This window comes from Coriobacteriia bacterium, assembly GCA_018368455.1.
Lineage (GTDB): Bacteria > Actinomycetota > Coriobacteriia > Coriobacteriales > UMGS124 > JAGZEG01.
The window spans coordinates 22,148-47,176 of sequence record JAGZEG010000008.1 but is presented as its reverse complement, the minus strand read 5'-3'; the positions used below and the strand labels follow the sequence as shown (position 1 = coordinate 47,176).

14 protein-coding genes are annotated in these 25,029 nt (G+C 66.3%); 7 read left to right on the top strand and 7 right to left on the bottom strand.

Annotated elements, in window-relative coordinates; genetic code table 11:
* Nucleotides 1-93 precede the first annotated feature (93 nt).
* Nucleotides 94-1,512: a lipase family protein gene (locus KHZ24_06345; GenBank protein MBS5450819.1), complete on the top strand. Its 1,419-nt coding sequence runs from the start codon at nt 94-96 to the stop codon at nt 1,510-1,512.
* A gap of 40 nt (nt 1,513-1,552) precedes the next feature.
* On the opposite strand, the gene KHZ24_06340 is transcribed toward KHZ24_06345, so the two are convergent.
* The 4 genes from KHZ24_06340 to KHZ24_06325 all read right to left on the bottom strand — a co-directional run bounded on the left by KHZ24_06340 (nt 1,553) and on the right by KHZ24_06325 (nt 10,503).
* Nucleotides 1,553-5,425, bottom strand: a complete 3,873-nt coding sequence (locus KHZ24_06340) for a UvrD-helicase domain-containing protein (protein ID MBS5450818.1) — start codon at nt 5,423-5,425, stop codon at nt 1,553-1,555.
* Nucleotides 5,426-8,899 carry a PD-(D/E)XK nuclease family protein gene (locus KHZ24_06335; protein ID MBS5450817.1) on the bottom strand — a complete coding sequence of 1,158 codons (3,474 nt, stop codon included), beginning with the start codon at nt 8,897-8,899 and terminating at the stop codon, nt 5,426-5,428.
* Between the two features lie 176 nt (nt 8,900-9,075).
* The gene (locus KHZ24_06330) at nt 9,076-9,879 is read right to left on the bottom strand and encodes a metallophosphoesterase (GenBank protein MBS5450816.1); all 804 of its coding nucleotides are present in this window, start codon (nt 9,877-9,879) and stop codon (nt 9,076-9,078) included.
* A gap of 9 nt (nt 9,880-9,888) precedes the next feature.
* A complete protein-coding gene (locus tag KHZ24_06325; protein ID MBS5450815.1) occupies nt 9,889-10,503 on the bottom strand; it encodes a Fic family protein in 615 nt (204 codons plus the stop codon).
* Between the two features lie 249 nt (nt 10,504-10,752).
* Here KHZ24_06325 and KHZ24_06320 point away from each other — a divergent pair, with 249 nt between their 5' ends.
* Nucleotides 10,753-11,682 carry a ribokinase gene (locus KHZ24_06320; GenBank protein MBS5450814.1) on the top strand — a complete coding sequence of 310 codons (930 nt, stop codon included), beginning with the start codon at nt 10,753-10,755 and terminating at the stop codon, nt 11,680-11,682.
* 11 nt (nt 11,683-11,693) lie between these two features.
* On the top strand, nt 11,694-12,677 hold the full coding sequence (locus tag KHZ24_06315; GenBank protein ID MBS5450813.1) for a nucleoside hydrolase: 984 nt from the start codon (nt 11,694-11,696) through the stop codon (nt 12,675-12,677).
* A gap of 1,210 nt (nt 12,678-13,887) precedes the next feature.
* Here KHZ24_06315 and KHZ24_06310 read toward each other — a convergent pair.
* A complete protein-coding gene (locus tag KHZ24_06310) occupies nt 13,888-14,397 on the bottom strand; it encodes a winged helix-turn-helix transcriptional regulator (GenBank protein MBS5450812.1) in 510 nt (169 codons plus the stop codon).
* Nucleotides 14,398-14,729: 332 nt separating this feature from the next.
* On the opposite strand from KHZ24_06310, the gene KHZ24_06305 reads away from it, so the two are divergent.
* From KHZ24_06305 to dnaE, 4 genes are all read left to right on the top strand, one after another.
* Nucleotides 14,730-16,256: an MFS transporter gene (locus KHZ24_06305; protein ID MBS5450811.1), complete on the top strand. Its 1,527-nt coding sequence runs from the start codon at nt 14,730-14,732 to the stop codon at nt 16,254-16,256.
* A 344-nt stretch (nt 16,257-16,600) separates the two neighbouring features.
* Nucleotides 16,601-16,873 carry a TrpR YerC/YecD gene (locus tag KHZ24_06300; GenBank protein ID MBS5450810.1) on the top strand — a complete coding sequence of 91 codons (273 nt, stop codon included), beginning with the start codon at nt 16,601-16,603 and terminating at the stop codon, nt 16,871-16,873.
* Nucleotides 16,874-17,429: 556 nt separating this feature from the next.
* On the top strand, nt 17,430-17,609 hold the full coding sequence (locus KHZ24_06295; GenBank protein MBS5450809.1) for a hypothetical protein: 180 nt from the start codon (nt 17,430-17,432) through the stop codon (nt 17,607-17,609).
* A 168-nt stretch (nt 17,610-17,777) separates the two neighbouring features.
* Entirely contained in the window at nt 17,778-21,461 is a 3,684-nt protein-coding gene (gene dnaE, locus KHZ24_06290) for a DNA polymerase III subunit alpha (GenBank protein ID MBS5450808.1), read from the top strand.
* A 28-nt stretch (nt 21,462-21,489) separates the two neighbouring features.
* On the opposite strand, the gene KHZ24_06285 is transcribed toward dnaE, so the two are convergent.
* Nucleotides 21,490-22,986 (bottom strand): helix-turn-helix transcriptional regulator, encoded by a 1,497-nt coding sequence (locus KHZ24_06285; protein ID MBS5450807.1) that lies wholly within the window; start codon nt 22,984-22,986, stop codon nt 21,490-21,492.
* Between the two features lie 184 nt (nt 22,987-23,170).
* Nucleotides 23,171-24,958 (bottom strand): FAD-dependent oxidoreductase, encoded by a 1,788-nt coding sequence (locus KHZ24_06280; GenBank protein MBS5450806.1) that lies wholly within the window; start codon nt 24,956-24,958, stop codon nt 23,171-23,173.
* Nucleotides 24,959-25,029 lie beyond the last annotated feature (71 nt).

Here is a 25,029-nt window from a genome sequence, read left to right as displayed (position 1 = left end):
TTTGGCCACTGAGGTCAGGCGTCCGGGTACAATGCGGAGGAGGGAGGGCAGCCCGGCTGGTGCAAGCGGGCTCCAAAGGCGCCGGGGGTGGGCATGGGTTCGAGCGAAAAAGGGCCGGGAGCCGCTCGGCGTGGCCATGTCTCCTCGGCGGAGGTTGCCCCGGTGCCCTCTCGACCTGGCTCTGGCGCCAAGCTCAAAAAGAAGCCGTTCAAGCGTCGCATTTTCTTCGCTTCCATCGTGGCGGTTCTCGTTGCTGCCCTGTGTATCTGCGCCGTGCTCGTCATTCGTTCCATCCAGGAGCGCCACGGCCTCGCAGCCGTCGCGGACCCCATCGTGGTGCTGAATCCCGACGGCCCGGGAGCGACGCAGCGCGCGTTTTCCGCCGAGCTTTCCTATGTCGACATCGCCTCGGGAGACGTTCCCACCACGACGACCGTCAACTGGGACGACGACTGGTTCTTCCGGGACTCAACCGCCTATAACCAGCAGCTCGCCACGACGTGTGCCGTGCTGTCGGCCATCGCCAACGCGGAGTCCGACTACTACCAGGCCTCCACGAACGCGCCCGCCTATATGGAGGAGGCGCTGGCGCAGCTTGGATTCGACAGCGTGTCCACGACATCGTATCGCTACCGCAGCGAGGTCGTGGACGAGGTGCTCGACGCAGTGACGAGGGGAACGGACGTCGTCGCGTACTCTCTGGCCACGAAGCACCTGCGATCTTCTGACGGCCGGGAGCGGACGCTCGTCATGGTCGCGGTGCGCGGTTCGTACGGCTCGGAGTGGATCAGCAACGTCAACCTGGGCGCGTCGGCGGCCCATGACACGGGCGAGAGCGACCACTTGGGTTTCTCGAAGGCCGCCCAGAGCGTCATCGACGACGTGAGCGAGCGCGCGGGGGAGCTGGCAGCGCAGGGCCAGGACGTGGCGCTGCTGTTCTGCGGGCACAGCCGAGGAGGGGCCATCGCCAACCTCGCGGCTTCCTATGCCGACGACATCGCCCACGAGAGGCACGCGCTAGCGCCGCTCGACGCCATCTACGCGTACACGTTTGCGACGCCGCAGGTCACAAGGGCCGCCAACACGGCCGACACCCTGTACGACAACATCTTCAACGTGCTGAACCCCTCCGACCTTGTGCCGCGATTCCCCCTGGAGACGTGGGGCTACCATCGCTACGGGACGGACGTGTGGCTTCCCGGGATCGGTGACGCTGGGTTTGCCGAGGCGTATGCGGGGATGCAGGTCCACTACCTGCACAACGTGGGGGCGGTGAATCCGAGCGATCCCAACGACCGCTTCGAGGTCGACGAGCTCGTCGAGAAGTTCGCGCGCGACATCCCATCGGTCGACGCCATCGTGTCGCCGCGCTCGCTGTGGTCCATCGCCACGGGGCTCTTCCACGACATCGATGTCGTGCGCGTGCTGTGCAGCCACTACCCGGGCACGTACATCGCGTGGTTGCAGGCCACCGCCGAATCCGCAGGGGACGCGCTGGAGGATTCCCAATAGCGGGACGCCTCGGGGTGTATCCCGGGGCGTCCCGCGAGCGCTAGTGCGGTTCGGGGGCCGCGAAACCGTGCTTGGCGGCGTAGGCTCGCTGAATGGCCTCGGCAAGCTGTGGAAGCTGCGCGTGCTCGAAGGCATAGCGCACGACCTGGGGCTGTGCCGTATCGGCGGGATCAGGCTGCTCGACGCGGACAAACGCAATGTCGACGGTATCGTAGCCGCTGGCGAGCGTGGCGTAGGCGTAGCACTGCGCCTGGAGGCGGTGCTTGGCCTCGAGCTGCCCGGGTGTTTCGTCGGGCGAGCCTCCCGTTTTGTAATCAACGATGAACGCGCGTGTCGTTTCGTCCGTGCACAGCAGGTCGATGGCGCCGTTGAGGTAGAGCGGCTCGCCGGTGGGGCCGTCGACGTGGGCGAACAGCGGGGCCTCGGCCTGCACGCGCGCGTGACGGTAGGCCTCGCGGGCCACGTCTGAGTTCGCCCAGCGCGTCAAAGCCTCTCGCAGGCGGGGCAGCGCGTCATCCGCGAGGCCCCACGTGCGAGCTAGAGTGCGCAGTCGGTCGTCGTCGGGCGTGAGCTGGGCGAGGGGAAGGCCGGGTGCTGCGTCACCTGGTAGCGTCCGGGCCTGCTCCGCCATCCACTGTGCAGCGGCGTGGAACGTCGATCCGAACGCCGTCGGATCGGCCCGGTTGGACGTCGCTTCCGCCTGAGCTACGGCATCGGAGGGCGATGCGCCGTCCTCGTCGTCCACTTGCGGCGCGGGCTTACCCCGGCCTGTCTCGTCGGGGTCGCTCGCGGCGCTGTCGTGATCGGGCGCGAGGTAGGAGTAGGAGATGAGGCCTGCCTGCGCCGATGGGGCGGGCTGCACGCGCGGCCGCACCTCGTCGATGCGGATGTACTCGGGGACGAGCACGGTAACCGGGGCTTGCTCGCCCAGGCCCTCATCTGCCGTGCCGAGGTATTCGTCGAGCTCGATTTCGCCGACCTGCCCGTCGCCCAGCTGCGCGCCGCAGAGCGTCACGGGGCCCGCGGCGTCCTCGCAGGTGCTGGCCAGGTGCTCGCAGGCGATGCACACGCGGTGGTCCGGCGTGAACGCGGCGTCGAACGCGTAGCCCTCAGGTAGCGTTGCGAGGTCGTTGTCTGGCCCCGCTATGCCACGTCGCACGTCGTCGAACGCAGCGGGGTAGAACGACGCGTCGTCCTTTTGGGAGCTCTTGGGCCGGTTGTTGGGGTGCGCCGCGACGATGAGCGCCTCGCGCGGGCGCGTCATGCCAACGTATGCCTTGCGGTGCATCTCGGCGAGCTCGCCGGCGCTGGCACGCGCCTTGATCGCGCGTGCAAACTGGGTGGCGGACTCGGCCTCGCAGGGGTCGTCGGGATCGGAGGCGGGCGCCTCGCCGGCGTTCTCGGCAGCTGCCGCGTAGACCTTGGCGAGTTGGGCGCCGTAGTCCTTCATGCGATCTGCCAGCGGGGAGAATGCTCCGGCATCCGAGCAGGAGCGTCCGGGGCCGAGCGTGAGGCAGAGCCGGTCGCCGACCGTCTCGATGGCCAGCTTGGCGGAGGAGACGACGCCCTTGTAGAACTCTGCCATGGCGACGATGGGGAACTCGAGGCCCTTCGACGCGTGGATCGTCATGAGGCGCACGGCGTCCTGACCGGCCACGTTCAGCGCGCCGGGGGCCTCTTTCATGCCCTCGGCGAACTTTGTGCGCAGGCGGGCGGCAACGGATGCCATGGAGCGCGGGGCCTGGGGGTCGTCCGCGAAGCCCTCGACGAGGCGCAATGCCTTGAGGACGTTGGCGGCGACGGCCATGCCTTGTTCGTCCACGGTCCCGGCGGGCCCGGTGCCCCGCAGCCGGTCGAGCCATCCCGACGAGAGCACGGCGTCGGAGAGCACGCGCGCGGGGTTGTCGCGCCCGCAGCGCTCGGCTGCCTCGCGCAGCACGGCGGAGGCGAGGCGTACTCGCGGCGAGGGGTCGGACGCCCCACGTGCGCGCAGGCCCTCCCAGAAACCGCGCGAGCCGCCGCTAGGCCGCGTCGCGAGGCGAAGGAGCTCGTCGGGGGAGAGGCCGAACATGTCGCTAGCGAGCACGGCACCCAGGGCCCCATCGTCGTCCGGGTTGGCGACGGCGCTTGCGAGCTGGCAGATGACCTGGGCCTCGGGAGCTCGGCCGAACGTCGAGCCTCCCGCGACGACGCAGGGGATGCCCTCGTCACGCAGGGCTTGCGCGTAGACGTCGGCCTTGGACATCGTGCCGAGCAGGATGACCATGTCTCCCCAGCGCCGGTTCGTGCTGGTATTGTCGTGCAGCTCAAGGAAGCGCCGCGCGATGGCTGTGGCCTCGACGGGCAGGCGTCTGCTCGCCGAGAACGGCCCTTTGCTCGGGCCGGTCGTCAGCGCGATGTCGATGCGGGGGACGCCGGGCGCGAACGGGTTGGCCTGCTCGTGGCCCTCGTCGTATGTGAGCCTGATGAAGTCGTCCGTGCCGAACACGTCGTCCTGCGAGAAGATCCGGTTGACGAACTCGATGATGTCGCCGTGCGAGCGCCAGTTCTTGCCGAGCTGCTCCTGCTGGGCGTTGTAGGCGGTACAGAGCTTCGCCTGGAACGCGCCGTACGTCTCGACGTCGGCGCCGCGGAAGCGGTAGATGCTCTGCTGCTTGTCGCCGACGACGCACAGGCGGTTGTGACGACCCTCCTCGCCGCCGTCGAGAAAGCCGATGATGTCGATCTGCAGCTGACTTGTGTCCTGGAACTCGTCCACCATGACGAGGCGGAAGCGGTTGCGGTACTCGTCGGCGATGCCGGCCTCGTTGCGCTCGAACGCCCGCAGCGTGCGGAGCAGCAGGTCGTTCTGGTCGAGCACGCCGCGCGCCGCCTTCTTTGCCTCGAAGCGCTCGCTGGCGCGGCGGGCGAGTCCGACGAGCTGACGCAGCGGCACGCGGGCGATGCCCAGGGCGCACTCATAGCATGCCGTGTCGTAGGCAAGGCGGAAGCCGACGTAGACGCTCTCGTCCCCGCACTTCTTGGACCACCTGCCAAACGAGGGACTGAACGCCGCGAGCACGCCGGCGACGTCGGCATAGCCAAGCGAGCGCCGGTCGAGCAGGTCTCGCAGGGCTGGCAGGCCGTTCGGAGCCTCGCAGGCCTCGCGGGCCTTGGCGGCGACGGTCGCTTTCGCGTTGCCCTTGATGTCAAAGCCGTGGGCGAGGAGGTGGCCGTAGAACTCCTCCGTCGCGTGCAGCGCGGCCTGGGCCACGTCGCGCGGGCTTGCCGGATCGGGGCCGAGCACGACGGCGTCGAGGCCTCCGCGCACGTTGGCGGCGTCGTTGACGAGGCGCTCGACCATGGCGCCGATGACGCTGTCGCCCGTCGAGCGCTCGTACTCGTCGAAGAGCGCGGCGTAGTCCTGCTCGACGACGCTCGAGGGCCCGTTCCCCTCGGCCTCCGATGCTTCGCCGTCCTCGTCTTGGTTGGCGGCCCTGCGCAGCGAGACCTCCGCTATGACCTCGTTGATGGCTTCGCGCAGAAGGGCGGTGCGGTCCGTGTCATCGAGCAGGCCGAAGCGCGGGTCGAGCCCGAGCTCCAGAGCGCGCTCGTGCAGTATGCGGGAGCACATGCCGTGGATGGTGCTGATCCACGACGCGTCGACGGCGAGCGCCTCTTCGGACAGGCCCTCGGCGCGCAGCGTCGAGCGCACGCGGGCCTTGATCTCGCTGGCGGCCTTCTCGGTGAACGTGATGGCGAGCACCTGGTCGATGCCCGTGACGCTCGACTCGCTGGGGTTTAGCAGAGCGTAGGCGATGCGCTGCGTGAGCATGAACGTCTTGCCCGAGCCGGCGCCGGCCGACACGACGAGCGGTCGCCCGGAGCACGTGACGCAGGCGCGCTGCTCAGGTGTGAACTTGGAGAGATCCATCTACCTCACCCTCTTCGGGCAGCTCGTCAGCGGGCACGTGTCGCAGGACAGCGCGCCAAAGCGTGGGCGCGGCTCTATGTCGCCGTCGCGCATGCGGCAGACGGCCTCGGTCGCGACGTCCTCGACGTGTGCGAGCAGCGCGAGAAAGCCGCTCTGGCCGTCGGGCAGGGGCTGCACGAGCACGTCCTGGCTCAGCGCACCGCCCCTCTCCGGAAGCAGTGCTGCGCCTCCCGGGGCGAACGCTTCGGGATCGGCGAAGCCCTTGACGAGCGGCTTTGCGTAGGAGAGATAGAGGGCGCCGCGGGGCGTGAGCTGCTCCCGGTCGCTGCCGCGCATGAGCGCCGTCGCATACATGAGCGCCTGCGAGTGCAGGGGGAGCAGCGGGTCGGTGCCCTCGGGCAGCTCCTCTTCGCCCCGCTTGGGCCGGGGCAGCTCGTAGCCCGCGCCCAGGCCGCCCTTGTAGTCGATGACGAGCGCGTGGCCCTCGCCATCCACGTCGACGCGGTCGATGGTGCCGTGCAGTCGCACGCCGGCATAGGGGACGTCCGCCTGCCCCGTGGGCTCTCCGCTTGCGCGGTCGACGGGGTCGCCGAACTTCCATTCGTGGTGCAGCGGCACGTAGGCGGCGGGTAGGAGCGCGTCGCGGCGGATACAGTCGTGCAGGTCGCGGCGGATGCTCGCGAACACCTGCTCCTCCAAGGGCGTGGCGGCGACGAGCGTGAGGTTGTCCTGGGGGCCCGTCCCTCGCGCGGCAGCAAGAGATTCGGCGCGCGCCTCGTCGAAGCAGGCATCGAGCAGGGCGTCTGCCTCCCTGAGCGCGTCGCTGCCCTCGCGGGCGTCCGCCGATATGCGCGCCATGCCGGCGTCCGTGGCGAGCCTCGTGTGGAACAGCTGCAGCACGCGGTGGCAGAACCGGCCGCGCGCCAGCGGGTCGAACGCGGCGTCGGGGGCGTCGGTCGGGAGGCGCCGCTCGAAGAACCAGCGGGCGGGGCAGCTGAGGTAGAGCTCGAGGCTGCTCGGCGACAGGACGAGGTCGTCGCGGGCGAGCAGGGCGGCCGAGTCCTTGTCAGCGAGCAGCAGCTGTGCCGCGGCCATGGGGAGGACCGCGCGGTCGAGCGCTCCGACAGGGCTTGCGAGCTGCGCGAACTCCTCCTCGCCGATGGCGGGGGCAACGGCGGCATCCTCGCCCGCCTGGGGCGCCTCCGCTGCAGACCAGGCGGCAAGCGGCAGACCCGTGCGCTTGTCCAGGTCGTCCTGCGCGGTGATGTCGGTGCGATAGCAGTCCACGGTCTCCTCGTACAGCGCGGAGGGGCGCAGCGGCTCGGCGCGCTCGTCGCACAGCGGCCGCTCGAGCACGAATGCCTCGGTTGCGGCCTCGAGCGCTGCCATGAACTCCCAGCGCAGCTCATCGGTGGCGCGGGCGGGTGCCGGCAGGCCGAGCTTGCCGAGCAGGGCGCTTGCGGCGTCGGAGCGATCGGAGAACGGGTAGTCGTCGGCCGTGAGGTCGCAGGCGATGACGGCGCGGGCGTCCTGGCCGGCGACGTCGCGCAGGCGCATGAGACGCACGGCGTTGGGGTTCTGCTTGAGCACGGTGGCCTCGCGCATGGCGTCAAGCGAGTTGGGTGGGACGCTGAGCCGGCTCGTGCGCACGCTGGCGCCGTCCATGAGCCGGGCGATGGCGTCTGAGCTGACGGGGATGGGGCCGGCGAGTTCCGTGGCGACGCTGACGCGGTGGGCGAGCGAAGCGAGGCCGGGCTCGTCGCGCAGCAGGTCCGCCTGGGAGAGCACCCCCTGCTTCTTGCTCGCGCGTACGAGGGCGCTCACGGCGTCGCTCACGCTGCCAGAGCGCAGGGCTGCGATGGCGCTGCGGGCGACGGCCGAGGCCCCGGCGAGCCCGGCGAGCAGGTCGGAGGCGCTGGCGAGTCGGTTGGCGCGCCAGGCGGCGTCCAGGACGTGGGCTTGCTTGTGGGCCTCCTTGTCCGAGACACCGAGCAGGGGGTTGAGCGCGAGGTCGCTGGCGAGCGGCACGAGGTCGGGCGCGGACGCCTCCGGCGAGGCGAGCGCCTCGGTCTCGACGAGACGCACGAGCCCTGCGAGCGCACGCCCGGCGTTCGTGAGCGCGAGTGGCTCGATGCCGGCCGCGACGCAGGCGATGTCGGCGCATGCGAGGCGGCCCGAGAGCGCGTCGGCGAGCGCGAGGGGGTCGGCGCAAGCTATGACGATGTCGCGCGGGGCGATGCCGGTGCCGCGCAGGCGGACGATCTCGCGGGCGAGAGCTTCACTGCGGGCGTAGCGGCCGGCGGGCAGCACAAAGCGCACGGTGCCGGTTGGGACGACGGTGGGCGCGGAGCTTGGCTGGAACAGCGCGTGACGAAGGGCGGCGAGCTCCGGGCTGGGTGCGACTGGCTCGGTAGAGGTTTTCGGGGCTGCCGCGCGGGGCACGCTTGCTGTGCTCGGTGGCTCTTCGGCACGCACGAGCCGCACGGAGAGTCCCTGACGCCCCACGAGCCCTTCGACGAGCCCGCGAAGCTTTGCGTATGCCGGGTGGAGTCGCTCGAGCAGTTCGCCCAGGGCCGCGCGAGCATCATCGCTCATTGCGGCGGCGCCATCATGGCCTGCGCCCGCAAGGCTGCCTGACGCGGCGTCGTGGGCTGCAGCCGTCGCAGTTGTCCCCGCCGACTCGTCCGGAGCTAGGGCGTCGTCGCAGCTCGCGGCGCTCCCGTTGGCGCGCGCGACAAGCTGCGCCATCTCGGCCCGGGCCGCGTCGTCCTCGCTCTGCTCGCGCCAGCGGATGACGAGCGTGGCTCCCTCGTGGCGAGCGGCCGCTGCGATAAGGGACTCCTGCACGGCGCCCAGCTCGCTGACGTCTTCGAGCAGCAGGTGACTCCAGCCCGCGTCGCCCATGGTGTCAGGCAGGCTGGCTAGGGCGGCGCTGCGCTCGACCAGGCCGTGCTCGGAGAGCAGACGCGCGTAGATGTGGCAGATGTCGAGAAGCTCGAGCTGGGCTTCGCTGAGGCGCTCGGTGTCCAGGGCGACGCCCCGGTCAAAGGCGAGCGTGCCGGTGGCGGTGCGAACCATCGACTCGACGCAGCCCACGATGCCACGGGAGTCTGCAGGCAGGTGAGACGTCCGGGGGCGCGCTTCGCCAATGGCCTGGAGCACAAGGGCGCGGCGCTCTGCTGAGAAGGCCGGCGTGCGCCCGTCGCCGAACAGCGCCCAGCGTTCGAGCGCCCACTCGTCGAGCGTCGTGACCGGCGTGCCGAGCAGGGGGGATCCCGCGGCGGCGAGGCGCTTGGCCGTCTGGGTGGCGCGCCGCGCGTCGGGTAGCACCCGGGCGACGCGCATGCCCTGTGCGAGCAGCGCCTCCATGGCGCCGTCGGTTGCGGTGCGCACACTCTCGTTCGATGGGCCTGCCAGCACGAGTGTGATGCCCGGCCCTCCGATGATGGCTCTGTTTCCGGTCGTTTCTTTCACGCCGCGTCCTTCCGGCTTTCGTGCGATCCTTTGCTTCGCGTCCGATTCTACTGCCCCGTTGCGACAGAAACCGCACTGCCGTGGTTATGACCGGAAGGCGTGATGGGCAAGATTCGCGGCATAAACTGCGCTGCCGTCTCCGTGTTTTGAACCTGCCGTATCGGTCGGCTCTCAGGTCAGTCCACGGTAGTCAGTGCGGCCCCGTACTCCGTTCGCACGACGCTCACACGCCCGTTGTCATCCACGAGCAGGAGACTCCCGTCACCGATGGGCGTGCCGTTGCGATACGTCGAGAACGTGTCGCATGCCCAGAGCTCGGGTAGGTCGGGGTGGCGCTCATCATCGAGCAGACGCGTGCACGTCGTCATAGGTGTGTGCCCCACGATCTGCCGCAAGCCGGGCAGGTAGTCGGCGGCGAGCTCCGTGGCGTCGGCCCAGAGGGGGCCGGGCGTCCCCCAGCCGCCGCGCGCCGGGCCGGTCGCGCCAAGACGCCGGAAGTTCTCGCGATCCCCACTTTCCAGCATCTTGTTGAGCTGACGGGCGATTTGGTTGGCCGCAGGTTCTGCTGTGGATGGCTCCCATGTCAGGCAGCTCCGCGCCCACGCCTCCGTAAGGCCTGCGTGCGTCGCGAGTATGTCGTCGATGTCCGTGGCGATGACGACGCCGAGCTCGTAGAGCAGGCGCTGCACCTCGAGCCGGATCCATGGCCGCATGCCCGGCGTGTCCGGCCCGCCGACGTAGGCGAAGTCGTGGTTGCCCATGAGGACGTCGACGCGCACGCCCGACAGGCGCAGCTCGCCCACCCACAGCGCCATCTGCGCGAGCTCGCTGAGCGCGTCGGCGTCGGTCGCGCCCCAGTCGTCAGTCACGTCGCCGCACAGAACGACGCGTCTGGCGCCCGCCTGCTCCATGGCCTCATCGACGAGCGGAAGGACGCGCGACTGCTTGAGATGCAGGTCGCCCACAACGATGGTTCGCATGCGTATCTCCTATCCGCGCGGGATGGGCTCGCTCCCTGCTCGTAGGATTTTCAGGTAATCCTCGTATAGGTACTCTCGGTAGCGCTGCTTGCGGGTATCGCGCTGACAAAGGATTCCTAGTTCGCAAAACTCTCGCACGAGGTTCGAGACGGACGTGCGGGACAGCTCTATGCGGCTGGCGATGAACGCTATGTCGGCGATGGGATTGCGCTCAAGAAGGTCAAGCAAATTCAGAGCGTTGGATGCGCCGCGGGCGAAATGTTCCCTGATGATACGTTCGTTTTGCGCGTGCAGCTCGACGAGCTCCCGCATCGAGTTGCCCGCATCGACTGCGCTATCGAGGAGACATTGGCAGAAGAATCTGATCCACTCTGCATAATCGCCCTGCATGCGGACGCGCATGAGCTGGCTGTAGTATTCGGTCCGTCGTGCCTTGAGTTGGTAGGACGGATAGAGACATGCTGTTTTAAGAACGCCATCGTTCACGAGGGACAGCACGATGAGCAGACGCCCCAAACGGCCGTTGCCATCGAGGAATGGGTGAATGGTCTCGAACTGGTAGTGTATGAGCGCTGCTTTGATGACTCCTGACGACAGGCGTGGTATATCAGCTTGCACTGGCATTCTAACGCAACTTTCTAACGGAAAATAGTTGTTATAGATGGTCGTGCACTTACAACGTAGGTAACGTGTTATTAGAGGGTGAGCACCTCCTGCTCGCAAGGACGTATAGACCGCTCGATTTGGGCCCTCACCTCCTCGCGTTTTGATCGCGGGAAGGATGGCGCGCCAGCTGTCGAGCGGTGCCACTGACGGCTATCATGTGGGGCACGGCCCGAAGGCCCCGACCGTTCCCGTCAGAAAGGCGTGCCTATGCCCAGCGTCGTCATCTTCGGCAGCGTCAATATGGACCTGTCTATCGAGAGTCCCCGCATGCCGGAAGCGGGCGAGACCATCACGGGCGGCGGCTTCATCACGAACGCCGGCGGCAAGGGCGCCAACCAGGCTGTTGCCTGCGCGCGCCTCGGAGCCCGGACAGTGCTCGTGGGCGCCGTGGGCCCCGACGCCTTTGGAGCTGAGCTGCGAGCGGGGCTTGAAGCTGCCGGCGTTGACTGCGCCCGGCTGCAGGCTCCCTCTGACGCGGCGACGGGCGTGGCCGTCATCCTGCGCTGCGAGGGCGACAACCGCATCATCTTGTCGCCCGGCGCGAACCACGTGCTGGACGGCCCGGCCGTTGCCCGATCGCTCGAGCAGGTCGCGTCGCCTGGCGACGTCTTCCTGACCCAGGGCGAGTGCGACTTCGACGCGACGCTCGCGGCCCTGCACGCTGCCCGCGAGCTCGGCATGTACACGGTGTTCAATCCCGCGCCCGTTCCCACGCGCTCCGTGCCTGACGCCGCGTGGGCCGACGTCGACCTCGTGTGCCTCAACGAGACGGAATGCGCCCTGCTGACGGGCATTGCGCCCGAGGGCGACGACGGAATTCGCAAGGCGGCCGAGCACCTGGCCGCGCACGGTGTCGGCACCGTTGTCATCACGCTGGGCTCGAGCGGTTCGGTCGCCTGGCACGACGGCACGCTGACCCGCGTCGCTGCCAAGCGCGCTGACGCCATCGACACGACGGCTGCGGGGGACACGTTCATCGGCGCGCTGCTTTCGGCTCGCGTGGCGGGACTGCCGCTCGAACAGGCGCTGCGCCGGGGCTCGGCTGCCTCGGCCATCGCGGTCACCCGCCTGGGTGCCCAGCAGTCCATCCCGACGCTCGCCGAAGTACACGAGCATTTTAACGACCCCTCGCTGTAAGGAGAGCCCGCATGACGAACCCCGAAGCCCCCAAGAAGAAGCTCATCCTCGACCTGGACACCGGCATCGATGACACGCTGGCCATCGCTTACGCCCTGGGCAGCGAAGAAGTCGAGCTCATTGGCATTACCGGCACGTTCGGCAACGTCCTCGTCGACACGGGTGTGCGCAACAGCCTCGCCGTGCTCGACCTGCTCGGACACCCCGAGGTCCCGGTGTACCGCGGCGTCGACCACCCCCGCGCGGCCGACTCGTTCAGCCTGTTGCCCATCATCCACCACATCCACGGGCGCAATGGCATCGGCAACTGCGAGATTCCCGACTCAACGCGCGCGCCGCAGCCCGGCTCGGCCGTCGACTTCATCATCGAGGCGGCCCACGCGTACGGCCCCAACCTGCTCTACGTACCGACGGGTCCGCTCACGACGCTGGCTGCCGTGCTCGACATCGAGCCTGACATTGCGCAAACGGGCATGCAGGTCACGCTGATGGGCGGTGCACTTGCCGTGCCGGGCAACGTGACGCCGTGCTCCGAGGCCAACATCGCCAACGACCCCGAGGCGGCCGACGTCGTGCTGCGCTCGAGCCTGCCGACGACGATGGTCGGTCTCGATGTGACATTGCAGGCCATGCTGCCCAAGACGGAGACGGCCGCTTGGCGTGCCATCGGCACCCCCGCCGCGCGCTTCCTCGCCGATATGACCGACTTCTACATCGACTTCTACACGAGCCGCGACCCCTACATGGTCGGCTGTAGCCTGCACGACCCGTTGGCTGTCGCCACGGCCATCGACCCCACGCTCGTCGGGACGCTCGACATCAACCTGATGGTCGACCTCGAAGGGGCCGAGCGAGGCCGCACGATCGGCAACCCCGAGCTGCTGGCCAACCCGCACAAGACGTCGAAGGCTGCGCTCACCGTCGATGCCGAGCGCTTCCTGCGCGAGTTCGTCGCCCGCACGACGCGCGCCCTCAAGGCCGCACCGGCCTGCTAGCCCTCTCCGACGCGCCCGTGCCTCGGACTCCCGGGGCGTGGGCGCGCGCTTACGTCGAGTGTGGGCTGACTCGGTTGTCTTTCGAAAAAACCTTCGAGTTGAACGCGGTTGTTACCTGCGGTTTTGTTGCAAAACCCTCAACCTCGCACAAAAAGAGACGCCAGTCAGCCCACACTCGACGCGGGGGTGGACGCTGCTTTCGAGGCCTCCTGTATCAAGTGTCATACGGGTTACTCTAATTGTCTCTAATGTCAGTAAAAACTTACTTATAGTTCAATAATCCGCTTCCTTAAGAAAAAGGTGTGGAGGAAAGAGGTATGTTCCGTGGCCCCTCGCTGAGTTTGCCGATCTCGTTCTCGCGCCTCAATTGTGGTCTTATAATCCCGACTGTGCCGATAGGCAGACTCGGTTATCTGCCTCCCGTACGCGGGCATCTGAGATCGGTGTCCCTTGTGAGCAAGGGCGAGCGCAAGGGGGTGTCCCGTGGAAGATCCGAGTTCCAGTAGATGCGTCCGGTTATTCGGGACACCGTCGCCTGTGATGAACGCTTGCATCTAGCAAAAAAGTCGTGCGGCTCCTCTACCACGTGCCGTCGTTTTTGCTGCATGCACTGACAATTGAGCGAGAGGCCGGCCGATTTTCGCATGCGTGTCGCGGAAATTGCGCTCCGTCTGCTGACGTAGGCCATCGTCCCTGGTTGACGGGGGAGTTTTCGGTGCAGTGACTGGCGCCGTCGCTTCTTCGTCGGTCTCCGTGTGGGCGAGGTGCAATACCTGCGGTGACGTGCGACTATCGCCTTCCTTTCGCGCAACGTTCCCCACGGGGTCCCGACGGTGTCCCGGATATTCGGACGCGCATATTCCCCCGGCTCCGCAACTCAATATGAACGAATTCGATGCATGAGGGGTCTTGGGCGGCGAGGCCCTTTGCGCAAAGGCCCGCACATCTGACGTCTGCGTACCCCCCGCGCGCATCTTTGCACGGCGAGGGTTCTGATATGGCCGAAAACCCCCGTTGTGAATCCCCGCTGTCGGCAAGGGTCTGCAGGTGCCCTATGGAACTGCAGGTAGGGAGCTCTCCGATATCTGGGAGTGGACGGCGCCGCCAGTTTTGGCATACATGACTGCGCCTTTTGCCCAAGTTTCCGCGCCTCGAGTGCACATCCGGCTTTTCGTATGGCGGTGACTGGCTCTTCGGGCCGTCTTGCTTCTTAGTACTTCCCATCGGCTCCGCTTGCCTTGAAGGCGCGGAGCTGCTCGGCGCAGGCGGTAGCGAAACGCTCGAGTGTGGCGAGGAACTGCTCCCGTTCGGCATCGCTGAGCTGGGCGAGCGCACTCACCTCGGCATCATTTGACGGCCCGACGATGCGCCGTGCGTACGCGAGCCCCTTCTCGGTGAGTCGCACTGCCTTGGCGCGGCGATCGTGGGGCAGAGGTACGAGCTCGACGATGCCGTCGCGGACGAACCCGGAGATGATGGCGTTCGTCGTCTGTTTGGGGAGCAGCGTGGCGGTGCAGATGGACTTCTGCGTGCACGCGGTGCCATCGAGTTGGTCGTTGTACACCTGGTCGAGGATGATGAGACTCGTGTACGAGATGCCTTGCAGTCGGGCGTATTGCTCGTAGACTGCGTTGAGGTCCTGCCAGATCCCCCAGAAGCGCCGGATGGGCTCCTGCTGCGGCATCTCTTTGTCGTGCAGCGAGGTCTCGTCTTTCGCCATGCGTCGGCTCCCGTCCGTTGTGCGCCCCTTCGATAGGCATCGCGTGTTGCGCCGCTGTATCCCGCGCCGCCGCACATCTGCGCAGTTGTGGGTAACGGTACTCCTTGACATGCGAGTACGTCCAGGTTATCGCACGCGCACAGTCCCTATTCTGACTTCTCGGTTGTGAAGATAGTCTCAAAATCAGACTAGAATTTCTCGCATTGGTATCAATCTCAGACTTTCTTGGGAACATGGAAGGCGTATTGGCCCGCCCGAGCAGCGGGTTTGCTCCAACGGAAAGAAAGGATCGCGTTCCCATGTCCGCCACCGATAGCTCCCTTGATCGTACGATGCCACGGGACGATGCCGGCGTCGTCGTTGAGATGCCACGTCCCAAGCTCATCGCTCTCTTCGCTGGCTTGCTCGTCGCCATGCTCGTGGCGTCGCTCGACCAGACGATCGTCTCGACGGCGCTGCCGACCATTGTGGGCGAGCTTAACGGCGCCGACCACATCCTGTGGGTCACGACGGCCTACGTGCTCGCCGCCACGCTCACGATGCCCGTTTACGGCAAGCTCGGCGACCTCATCGGACGCAAGGGCCTGTTCATCGGCGGCCTCGTGCTGCTGGCCGTGGGCTCTGCCGTCTGCGGTCTGGCGACGTCCATGCCCGCTCTCATCGCCGGTCGCGCCATCCAGGGCCTTGGCGGCGGTGGCCTCATGATCCTGGCGCAGGCCATCGTCGCCGACGTCGTCCCGGCACGCGTGCGCGGCGCGTATATGGGCGTTATGGGCGTGGCGTTCGCCGTTCCCATGGTGCTCGGCCCGCTGCTGGGCGGCTACTTCACCGACGTCGTTGGCTGGCGCTGGGCGTTCTGGATGAACCTGCCGCTCGTCGCGCTCTCCATCGTCGCGGCGATCGCGTGGCTGCCTCGTAGGAGCGTGCGTGGTCAGATCGGGCGGTTTGACACGTGGGGCATGGTGACGATGACGGTGTCGCTGACGTCACTCGTGCTCGTGACGTCGCTGGGAGGCACGACGCTTGCGTGGGACTCGCCGGCCATCATCGGCCTGGCCGTGGCGTGCGTCGTCTTTGGGGCGCTGTTCGTGCTGGCTGAGCGCCGCGCTGCCGAGCCCCTCATCCCGCTCGGGCTGTTCCGCAACCGCAACTTCGTGCTGACGACGCTGGCGGGCCTCGTCTCCATGCTCGCGCTCATGGGTGTTGTCTCGTACCTGCCGACGTACTTCCAGATCGTGCACGGCCTGTCGGCCACGGCCTCGGGCTTCATGGAGATGCCGGCTATGATCGCGGAGACGGCCGCCTCCATCGTGGCGGGCGTGCTCGTGAGCCGCGTGGGGCGCTACAAGGCACTTATGGTCGGAAGCTTTGCGGTGGCGGCGCTTGGCATGGGATGCCTGGCGACGATAGGCGTTGACACGTCGCTTCTGCTCATCGGGTTCTACCTGTTTGTGCTCGGTGTAGGCGTGGGCCTCAATATCGAGATCCTCGTGCTCATCGCGCAAAACGAGTTCCCGACGGCCATCGTGGGTACGGTGACGGCCGCGAACAACTTCTTCCGCGAGGTCGGCACGACGCTGGGCGCGTCGCTGGTGGGCGCCCTGTTCACGGCGAACCTGTCCCGGACGATGGGCGAGGCGCTTGCGGGGCTGGGGCCCGACGTGGCGACCGCAGGCGTGTCGGCGAGCTCGCTCACGCCGGCTCTGATGCACGAGCTGCCGACCGAGGTGGCGAGTGCGGTGGCGACGGCCTACAGCGACGCGCTGGCGCCGGTGTTCGTGGCGGTCATCCCGCTGATGCTCGTGGGCGTCGTGCTCATGGCCCTGCTCAAGAACACACCGCTCGCCAAGCACGTGTAGGAGGCTTCGCTATCTGAACCAAGCCGGGGTTTCGTCCGGGGGCAAGCGGTGCCTTCGGAGCCCCGATGTTTTCTACGGAGCGCAGTGCGCCGGCCACGGCGGGTTTTCGCCCACTTCACCGGAGCGCCACAACGGTACGCCTTGTTTTCCTCAAGCTACTCTAGCATGCTAAAGTACTCTTCAACGAAGGGACGATCGGCTGCGAGCTGCTCGCCCCTCTGCTGGAAAGCGATACCCGCGACGTATGCCAAAGGAGCTGCCTGATGTCCGAGAAGAACGTCCTGCGTGCCAGCGACGCCGCGTCCTCGAGCGCGGGGATCCAGGCCCTACCCGAGGATCAGCGCATGCTCCTGGAGGCGTTCATCTCGCTCGACAGCCTGGAGGGTGCGAAGGCCCTGCTTGACGATCTGTTCACGCCGCGCGAGATAGAGGATCTTTCCCAGCGCCTCGCCGTGGCTCGCATGCTCGACGCCGGCGTTCCCTACGTGCATATTCAGCAGGCGACGGGGGCCTCGGCCACGACGGTCGCGCGCGTGGCCCGGTGCCTCAAGTACGGCCCTGGCGGCTATCGCGCCACGCTCGACAAGCTGCCCGCCTACGAGGAGCCCGTGGCGTGACGGTGGAGCGACTCTTGGTGGCTAGTCGAACTCATTGATAGCTTGTATTTGGCTTAGAAATAAAGCTATTATGTAGCTAGAAACTAGTCATTTCACCTGTTGTCGCAAGGGAGATACCATGCCTACGACTACGATCCGATATGATGAGCGCACTCGCGACGAGGTTGCTCCCATCCTGGACTCAATCGGCATGAGTCTCAATACGTATCTCAACCTTGCCCTGCGACAACTTGCCATTCAGGGGCGCGTCCCATTTTCGCTTTACGGGAGTCGCTCGCTTTTGCCGGGGACGCGGCCTGTTGCCGGTGCGTCACCTCGCGCAAAAAAAGTGGAGGGCCGTCTCGTATTCCCGGCTGATTGGTGCGAGGACGACGATGACGAGTGATGTCGCCAAGCCATACCAGGTGAGACGTCTCGCCTTTGAATACGAGGAGATGCTGGGGACTTTTAAAAGCGCCCGGTGATTGTGGGGTACGTTGATGAATGCCGGGCCGCAGTGCTTCTTGCCAAAGTAACGGGGCACGGTCCTCGGCCTGAATATCCCGGAGAGGTACGTTTGGCCGACTGGAAGCATGCCGGCCTCTCAAAGCCGTCGACGGTGCGGTGTTCAAAGACGGTCGAGGTTGCAATCGAGGACGTCGCTGTTGCTGAGCTCATGGGTACGCTCAGCCCCTCTGATGCCGAGCTAGTGAGACAGGGCCTTTTGGCTGCGGGAAAGCTCGAAGAAGTTTTGTAGTCGCACGTCAAGGTGGCTTCCGGTCGTTATTTGGCTGGCGGTCGTTGTGCCCAGAGAATCGAACATATGTTTGCCATTGGCCGAAGTCCATGTTGCGGCCACCACTTTCGGGGCCATGCGGGCTATGCTTGCCTTTCACTGATTGGGCGAAGGAAAGGGGCCTGCTACATGGCGTTTGTGCACCTGCACTGCCATTCCGAATACTCGATGTGCGACGGCATCACCCGTCTCAAGGACATGGCCAAGCGCGCCTGGAAGCTGGGCATGCCTGCCTGCGCGCTCACGGACCACGGGTACATGTACGGCTGTGCGGAGTGGTATCTCGACGCTATCGTGGCGGGTTCGCCCAACGGCCGCAAGGGCCCGGAGTACGGCATTAAGCCCATCATTGGCTGCGAGGTGTACTTCACGCCCGACAACACGCTCTCGCGCGAGAAGAAGCCCGACCTCTACCACCTCATCCTGCTGGCCAAGAACAACACGGGCTACGTCAACCTCATGAACATCGTGTCGAAGGCCGCCACGGCGGGCTTCTACTACAAACCGCGCGTGACGCTCGACAGCCTGCGTTCCAACCACGAGGGCATCCTCGCGACGTCGGCTTGCATCTCAGGCATTATCCCGCGCTGCCTCAAGGTGGGCGAGCGCGATCGCGCGGCCGAGTGGGCCAAGACGTTCGGTTCCATCTTTGGTCCGGACGACTTCTACATCGAGTTGCAGAACCACAACAACTTCGTCATCGACCAGGACACGGGCATGACGGAGCTCGACATGGACCGCGAGCTCGCGAGCCTGGCCAAGGAGCTCGGCATCAAGACGGTCGCGACGAACGATTTCCACTACCTGCGTCAGGAGGACGCCTCGACGCAGGAGCTCATGGTGTTCAACGGCCGCGGCTGGAAGATGAACGACCAACCGCCCCACACGAACCCCTATCCCAACGACCAGTTCTACATGAAGACCGAGGAGGAGATGCGCGCGGCCCTGGCCGACTACCAGGACGCGTGCGATACCACCATCGAGATCGCCGAGAAATGCGGCGCTCGCCCCGATGGCGTCATCGACTCCAGCACGGGCGTCGAGATCAAGTTCGGCCAGATCCTGCTGCCTAAGTACCCCGGCCTCGAACCGGGTCAGACGCACGAGAGCCAGTTCCGTCGCGACTGCGAGGACGGTCTGGCCCGCCACTACGGCGCCGACTACAAGACGGCACGCCCCGACGTCGTGGAGCGCTTCGAGTACGAGTACAAGGTCATCTGCGACAAGGGCTTCGCCGCGTACTTCCTCATCGTGGCCGACTACGTGAAGTGGGCCAAGGAGAACGGCATCGGCGTTGGGCCCGGCCGTGGCTCGGCCGCCGGCGCCATCGTCGCGTACGCCATGGACATCACGGCGTTCGACCCGCTGGCCAATGGTCTGATGTTCGAGCGATTCCTGTCGCCCGAGCGTACGGAGATGCCCGATATCGATATGGACTTCGACGACGAGCGGCGCCTGGACGTCATCGACTACGTCCGCCAGCGCTACGGCTCCGATCAGGTCACGCACGTCATTACGTACTCCGTGCTCAAGGCAAAGGCCGCCATCAAGGACGCCGCGCGCGTCCAGGGCTACCCCGTGTCTCTGGCTGACAAGCTGTCCAAGATGATCTCGGGCTCGCCCGACAAGCACAACACGCTCAACGCTGCCCTGGGCAACGACACGGGCGACGACGCCAAGGCGTTCTACTCGCCCGACTTCGTGAAGGCGTACAACGAGGATCCCGACTCGCGCCAGGTCATCGACTCGGCTCTGGCAATCGAAGGCCTGACCCGCGGCGAGGGCGTCCACGCGTGCGCCGTGCTCATCGCCCCCGAGGCTGTCAACAAGCACGTGCCCACGAAGCTCGACACCAAGGGTGGCGTCGAGATCACGCAGTATGAGGGCCACACGGTTGCGGACATGGGCCTGCTCAAGATGGACTTCCTGGGCTTGCGTACGCTGACGGTGCTCTCGAAGGCCCAGGCCAACATCAAGATGACCACTGGCAAGGACATCGTTCTGGAAGACATCCCGTTCGACGATCCCAAAATCTTCGAGCTCATGGGCTCGGGCCATACGGCTGGCGTGTTCCAGGTCGAGTCGGGCGGCATGACGGCCACGATCAAGAACATGAAGCCGCGCGAGTATAAGCACGTCGTCGCTCTTATCGCCCTCTACCGCCCCGGACCTCTGGGCGCGGGCATGGTCACGAGCTACATCAACCGCATGAACGGCAAGGAGCCGGCCGTCTCGTACGACCCGCGCCTTGACGACATCCTGGGCGAGACCTATGGCACGATGGTCTACCAGGAGCAGGTCATGCAGATCTCCGTGAAGATGTGCGGCTTCTCGGCTGGCGAGTCTGACTCGCGCATGCGCAAGCCCGTGGCCAAGAAGAAGATCGACATGCTCACGAGCACGATCTTCGACTGGTCCGACGGCGCCGAGGAAACGATCTACGACCACTGGATGAACGGCGCCAAGAAGAACGGCTACAAAGCCGAGACGGCGCAGACCATCTGGAACGACGTTCTCGAGTTCGCCTCCTACGCGTTCAACAAGTCGCACTCGGCCGGCTATGCCATTCTCGTTATGCAGACGGCGTGGCTCAAGGCGCACTATCCCAACGAGTACATGGCCGCCGTGCTTACGAGCTACACGGGCAAGACGGAGAAGATCACGCACTACATCGCCGCCTGCCGCTACGACGGCATCCAGGTGCTGCTGCCCGACGTCAACCAGTCGGGCAACGAGTTCACGCCGGTTGAGGAAGGCGTGCGCTTTGGTCTGGCTGGCATCAAGGGCGTGGGCGAGGGCGTCAGCGACCTCATCGTCAAGGAACGCGAGGCCAATGGCCCGTTCCAGGACATCTTCGACTTCGTGGATCGCATCGACCTCTCGAAGATCAATCGCAAGGTCATCGAGTCGCTCATCAAGGCAGGCGCGTTTGACTCGACGGATTACTCGCGCAAGCAGCTGAGCTTCCTCGTGGCAAAGGACAACCCGGCCAACATCATCGACGCCGCGCAGCGCGAGCAGAAGAATCGCGCCGCGGGCCAGCTCTCCATGTTCGACCTGCTCGACGAGGAAGACACGGGCTCGGTGAGCACGCGCGTCCCGTCGGATCACGTGGAGTGGGATAACCACACGAAGCTGGCCGAGGAGCGTGCCGTCCTGGGCATTTACGTCTCCGACCACCCGCTGCGCCCGTTTGCCTATGCCCTGTCGCAGGAGCGCGACTTCGGCATCGGCGATATCGAGGAGGAGGGCGACAACGGCGGCTATCGCGTTCCGGAGAAGAAGGTGTTCTCGTGGGCCGGCATGGTGAACGCGGTGCAGAAGAAGGTTACGGGCAAGGGCGACCAGATGGCCGTGTTCACGCTCGAGGACATGGAAGGCGAGGTGGCGTGCGTCGTCTTCCCGAAGGTGTTCGGCAAGCAGGGCGGGTACCTGTATGGCGAGACTGATGAGAACGGCATTTCGACGGGCGACGTGTTCGTGAAGATTCGCGGCAGCCTCGAGCGCTCCGATCGCGGCAACCAGATCATCGTCATGGAGATTGAGCCGCTCGTGCTCACCGAGGCCAACAACCGGCCGCGTGTCATGGAGATCCGCATCGGCAGCAGGCTGCTCAACCAGAGCTTCATCGCAGGCCTGTCGCGCCTGTTCGGGCGCTACCCGGGTTCCGACAACGTCGAGCTGCTCGTGGAGGAGGAGTCGGGACGCACGATGCGCGCCGAGATCCCGCTCCACATTGACGCGCGCAACGTCGCACTCTACGCCGAGGTGCAAGATGCGCTCCACGGCCAGGGTAGCGTCGTGGTGGCGTAGGGAATATGCTCGGAGGGTGGGCGCTTGCCTAGTGCTCGCGCTCGCCCTCGCCCTCGACGAGGCGAAGGAGCTCGTTCTTGTTGGCAACGCCGGTTTTGGCATAGATGTGGCTGAGATGGGTCTTCACGGTGTTTTTGGAGATTCCCAACTCCTGCTCGATGAATGAGCCGGTATGTCCTGCGCCCCAGAGCTGTAGGATCTCGGTTTCGCGCGCCGAGAGGCCGAAGCGTCGTGCGATGCCGGCGACGCGGTCGGAGCCTGCGTTGTTTTCAGGCTGAGGGGGTACTGCGGCTGTTTCGACGACATTTCCGTCGATACCGGGCGTCGTCACGAGCTCCACCGAGAAGCCGGCTGGGTCGCCCATGACGACGAGGGCCGCTGCCAGTAGCAACGCGAGCACAGTCGCCACCAGCACGCTACGCTCGACGAACAGGGCGACCGACGTCTGTCCCAGGGCCATGCCCAGCATCTCGCAGGTCTTAAGAAGGCCAACGCCGAAGAGCGGGGCAATCCGTCCAGCGCGCACGTGCGCCATGATGAGAAACAGTGCGAGCATTGTGACGATGAAGCTGCCCAGGTGTCCGAGGGCGGCGGCCACACTCTGAAGGGTCGGGTTGTCTCCCGTCAGGAGCAGGGCGCCTGCGGCGATTGCGACGAACATGGGATAGAGTGCGGCAGCCGTGCTGGCACGCCTCATACCCAGGGCGATCATGGCGGCTGTGAGTATGGCTGCCATGTCCAAGCTGACTTGAGAGAGCAGGGCCGGGATTGTCGTCGTTGTCACGATGCCGCCGGTTACACCAGTGGCACGGATGAGCCCGTAGGCTGTGCCGACGAGTAACACGACGGCGAACAGACGCCAGGGCGCGTGATGCAGGCAGTGTGCAAGCGACAGCGGCGTGGCGGGGGTGGGGAGGTACGTGACCTCGGCGGTGTCCCTCACGTTCCACGCAGCGGCATTCTCTTTGGCGGAGTGTGCGTCAGCCTCGACAGCGCCCGTCACAGCGTGGGCGACCTCGGTGACCTGCGGGTGGATGATCGTGAGAAAGGCGCTGGCGATGGGAAGCAGCGAGGCGCACGGCACGGTGATCGCGAACGGCAGTGCGCTGACGCACACACCGGCGGCGTACCCCACGAATGCGCAGACGACCAGCGTGAGTGCAGCGTCAAGGATCGGGAGGCGCACGAGGCGCTCCCACCAGGCGCCCGTGACGGTGCCGGTGCCCAGGCCTACGAGGGCGTAGCCGACGGGGATCCATCCTGCACCCAGGTATCCCGACCCGGAAAGCGCTACGCAACACGTGCCGGCGGCCCCGACGATGCCGCCGAGGTAGACGAGCTCCGGGTGGCGTTCGAGCGACGTGATGCGCCCGGCGGTCAGCGCCAGCAACAGCGAGGACGTCATCGTCGCGATGGTGCTGGCCAGCTGGATGGGGGAGAGCGTGTCGCCGGCAGGCGGCTGCGGCAGCAGGACCATGCTGGCGAACAGCACGGTTGACCATGCCGTGAGCCCGGCGAATCCCATGTTGCGCAGCGAGCGCGAAAAGGCGCGTCGACACGTATGTGTCGAGGCATGAGTTTCCATGGACGACATCATACGGCACGACGCGCCGCTTGTGCGCACGGCGTGCGCCGACCAAGTGCGGTGGGCGCACGCCGTGGGGGATGCTGATGCGGATGCCGGGCCCGGCGGTCGCGCTACGAGGGGGCTACTCCGTCACGCCGGCGAGCTGCTTGCCGAGGCTCATGCCCTCGGTGAGGCAGAAGCCCAGGCTCATGCCGGCGATGGGCGTGGCGTAGAGCACGATGTAGCGGTTGCCGGCGTTGTTGCCGATGGAGTACAGGCCGGCGATGGGGTTGAGCGTCGAGTCGAGCACGCGGTGCTTGGCGTCGATGTCGAGGCCGGCCGTCTGGCACAGGCCCGCGCCCAGCGCGTCGGAGGCGCCGATGGCCGCGTAGAACGGCGCGGTCTCGATGGCCTGCAGGATGCGGCTGTCCATGCCGAAGTCGTCGTCGCGCCCGGCGGCGGCCATCTCGTTGAAGCGCGCGATGGAGGCCAGCGCGGCGGCCTTCTGCTCCTCGTCATAGACGCCGATGAGGTCGAGCAGCTCCTCGAGCGTGTCGGCGCAGTAGACGTTCGCGTCCTCGTTGGGGGCGTCGCCGGGCTTCACGGCGCTCATGAGCTCGACCTTCGTGTCGATGCCGTTCAGGACGCCCGGCGTGATGTCGACGGCGCCGTGGCACGGGGGCATGCGGCGTGTGACCTGCTCCCAGTTGGCGTCGGTGATCGTGACGTAGCTGCCACGCGGCTGACGGGGGATGAGGTAGCCGGCACCCTCGGCACCGCCGGCGCACTCGTCGCAGAAGCGCTCGCCGTTCTGGTTAAGCACGAGGAAGCCCGGGCCCCACGGCGCGCTGGCGCTGACCTGGCCGGTGTTCATGCCGGCACGCGGGCCCACCTCGACGTGGCCGCCGGCCCAGACGCCCATCTTGATGCCGTCGCCGTTGCGCACGTTGAGCATGCCGCCAGCCTTGGCCGCCTCGATGTCGCCATAGCTTTCGGCGACGTGGCGGTACTCGTCGTTGATGTCGCGCAGCATGTCCTCGTTGGCGGAGAAGTCACCGGCTGCGAGCACGACGCCCTTCGTTGCGGAGAGGCGCTGGTAGCTGCCGTCGGCGACGTTCTGGACGATGACGGCGCACACCGTGCCGGCGTCGTCCTTCTCCAGGTAGCAGCCCTGGGTGCCGAACAGCCACGTGGCGCCCTCGGAGATGGCGGCCTCGCGCTGGTGCGTCATCATCTTTTTGCCCCAGTTCCAGTCGCCCATCTCGGCGTCCTTCGCGCGGAACAGGGCGGTTGAGCACCAGTACTTATAGCCGGAGGGATCCATGACCATGTCGTCTGCGCGATCTTCGCTAAACGTGTGGACGTTGTGGCCGTCTTCCATCCAGTCAGGGTCGCCAAGGTCCTCGATTGCCCAGTCGAGGTACTTGCCCGAGTTATAGACCCAGTCGTGGATGAGGGCCTGGTTGGAGCGGCCGGAGTTGCGTCGGAAGATCTCGTTCATGAGCTCGACCTCGTCGATCTTCTCCGTACCGTGCGCCATTGCCCACTCGCTGTTGACGTGGCCGATCTCGCCGCCGACGTAGAGGAACTCATCTTCCGCCATGGCCTCGAGCACGGCTACCTTGAGACCGTTCATCGAGCAGGAGCGAGCACACCACGTGCCAGCTTGGCCGCCACCCACGATGACGACGTCGTACGAACCGCCGTTGGTGATCTTGTCCTCGGCGACGGCCTCAGGGGCCGTGCGCCAGGCTGCGGCCGCCTCGGACTGCCAGCGGTGCTCGGGTGTGGCAGCAGGAGCTGCGACGTCGGCGACCTCGTCGGCGCGGGCGGTGGCGGCGCTCGCCAGCGAAGCGGTAGCCAGCGCGCCGGCGCCGGTCAGGGTCGCGTTCTTGATGAGGGTGCGGCGATCGATGCTCTCGGTGCTCATGGATCCTCCTTGGTTGGGTGCGGACGATGTGCGATGGCACATCGTGTGTTCCGTGCGGTGCGGGTGCGCCG

Bases quoted from the DNA above. Each gene is read 5' to 3' on its own strand.
- KHZ24_06320 (MBS5450814.1), top strand. From the start codon at position 10,753: ATGCCCAGCGTCGTCATCTTCGGCAGCGTCAATATGGACCTGTCTATC.
- dnaE (MBS5450808.1), top strand. From the start codon at position 17,778: ATGGCGTTTGTGCACCTGCACTGCCATTCCGAATACTCGATGTGCGAC.
- KHZ24_06300 (MBS5450810.1), top strand. From the start codon at position 16,601: ATGCTCCTGGAGGCGTTCATCTCGCTCGACAGCCTGGAGGGTGCGAAG.
- KHZ24_06310 (MBS5450812.1), bottom strand. From the start codon at position 14,397: ATGGCGAAAGACGAGACCTCGCTGCACGACAAAGAGATGCCGCAGCAG.
- KHZ24_06280 (MBS5450806.1), bottom strand. From the start codon at position 24,958: ATGAGCACCGAGAGCATCGATCGCCGCACCCTCATCAAGAACGCGACC.
- KHZ24_06285 (MBS5450807.1), bottom strand. From the start codon at position 22,986: ATGGGATTCGCCGGGCTCACGGCATGGTCAACCGTGCTGTTCGCCAGC.
- KHZ24_06345 (MBS5450819.1), top strand. From the start codon at position 94: ATGGGTTCGAGCGAAAAAGGGCCGGGAGCCGCTCGGCGTGGCCATGTC.
- KHZ24_06305 (MBS5450811.1), top strand. From the start codon at position 14,730: ATGCCACGGGACGATGCCGGCGTCGTCGTTGAGATGCCACGTCCCAAG.
- KHZ24_06340 (MBS5450818.1), bottom strand. From the start codon at position 5,425: ATGGATCTCTCCAAGTTCACACCTGAGCAGCGCGCCTGCGTCACGTGC.
- KHZ24_06330 (MBS5450816.1), bottom strand. From the start codon at position 9,879: ATGCGAACCATCGTTGTGGGCGACCTGCATCTCAAGCAGTCGCGCGTC.
- KHZ24_06325 (MBS5450815.1), bottom strand. From the start codon at position 10,503: ATGCCAGTGCAAGCTGATATACCACGCCTGTCGTCAGGAGTCATCAAA.
- KHZ24_06315 (MBS5450813.1), top strand. From the start codon at position 11,694: ATGACGAACCCCGAAGCCCCCAAGAAGAAGCTCATCCTCGACCTGGAC.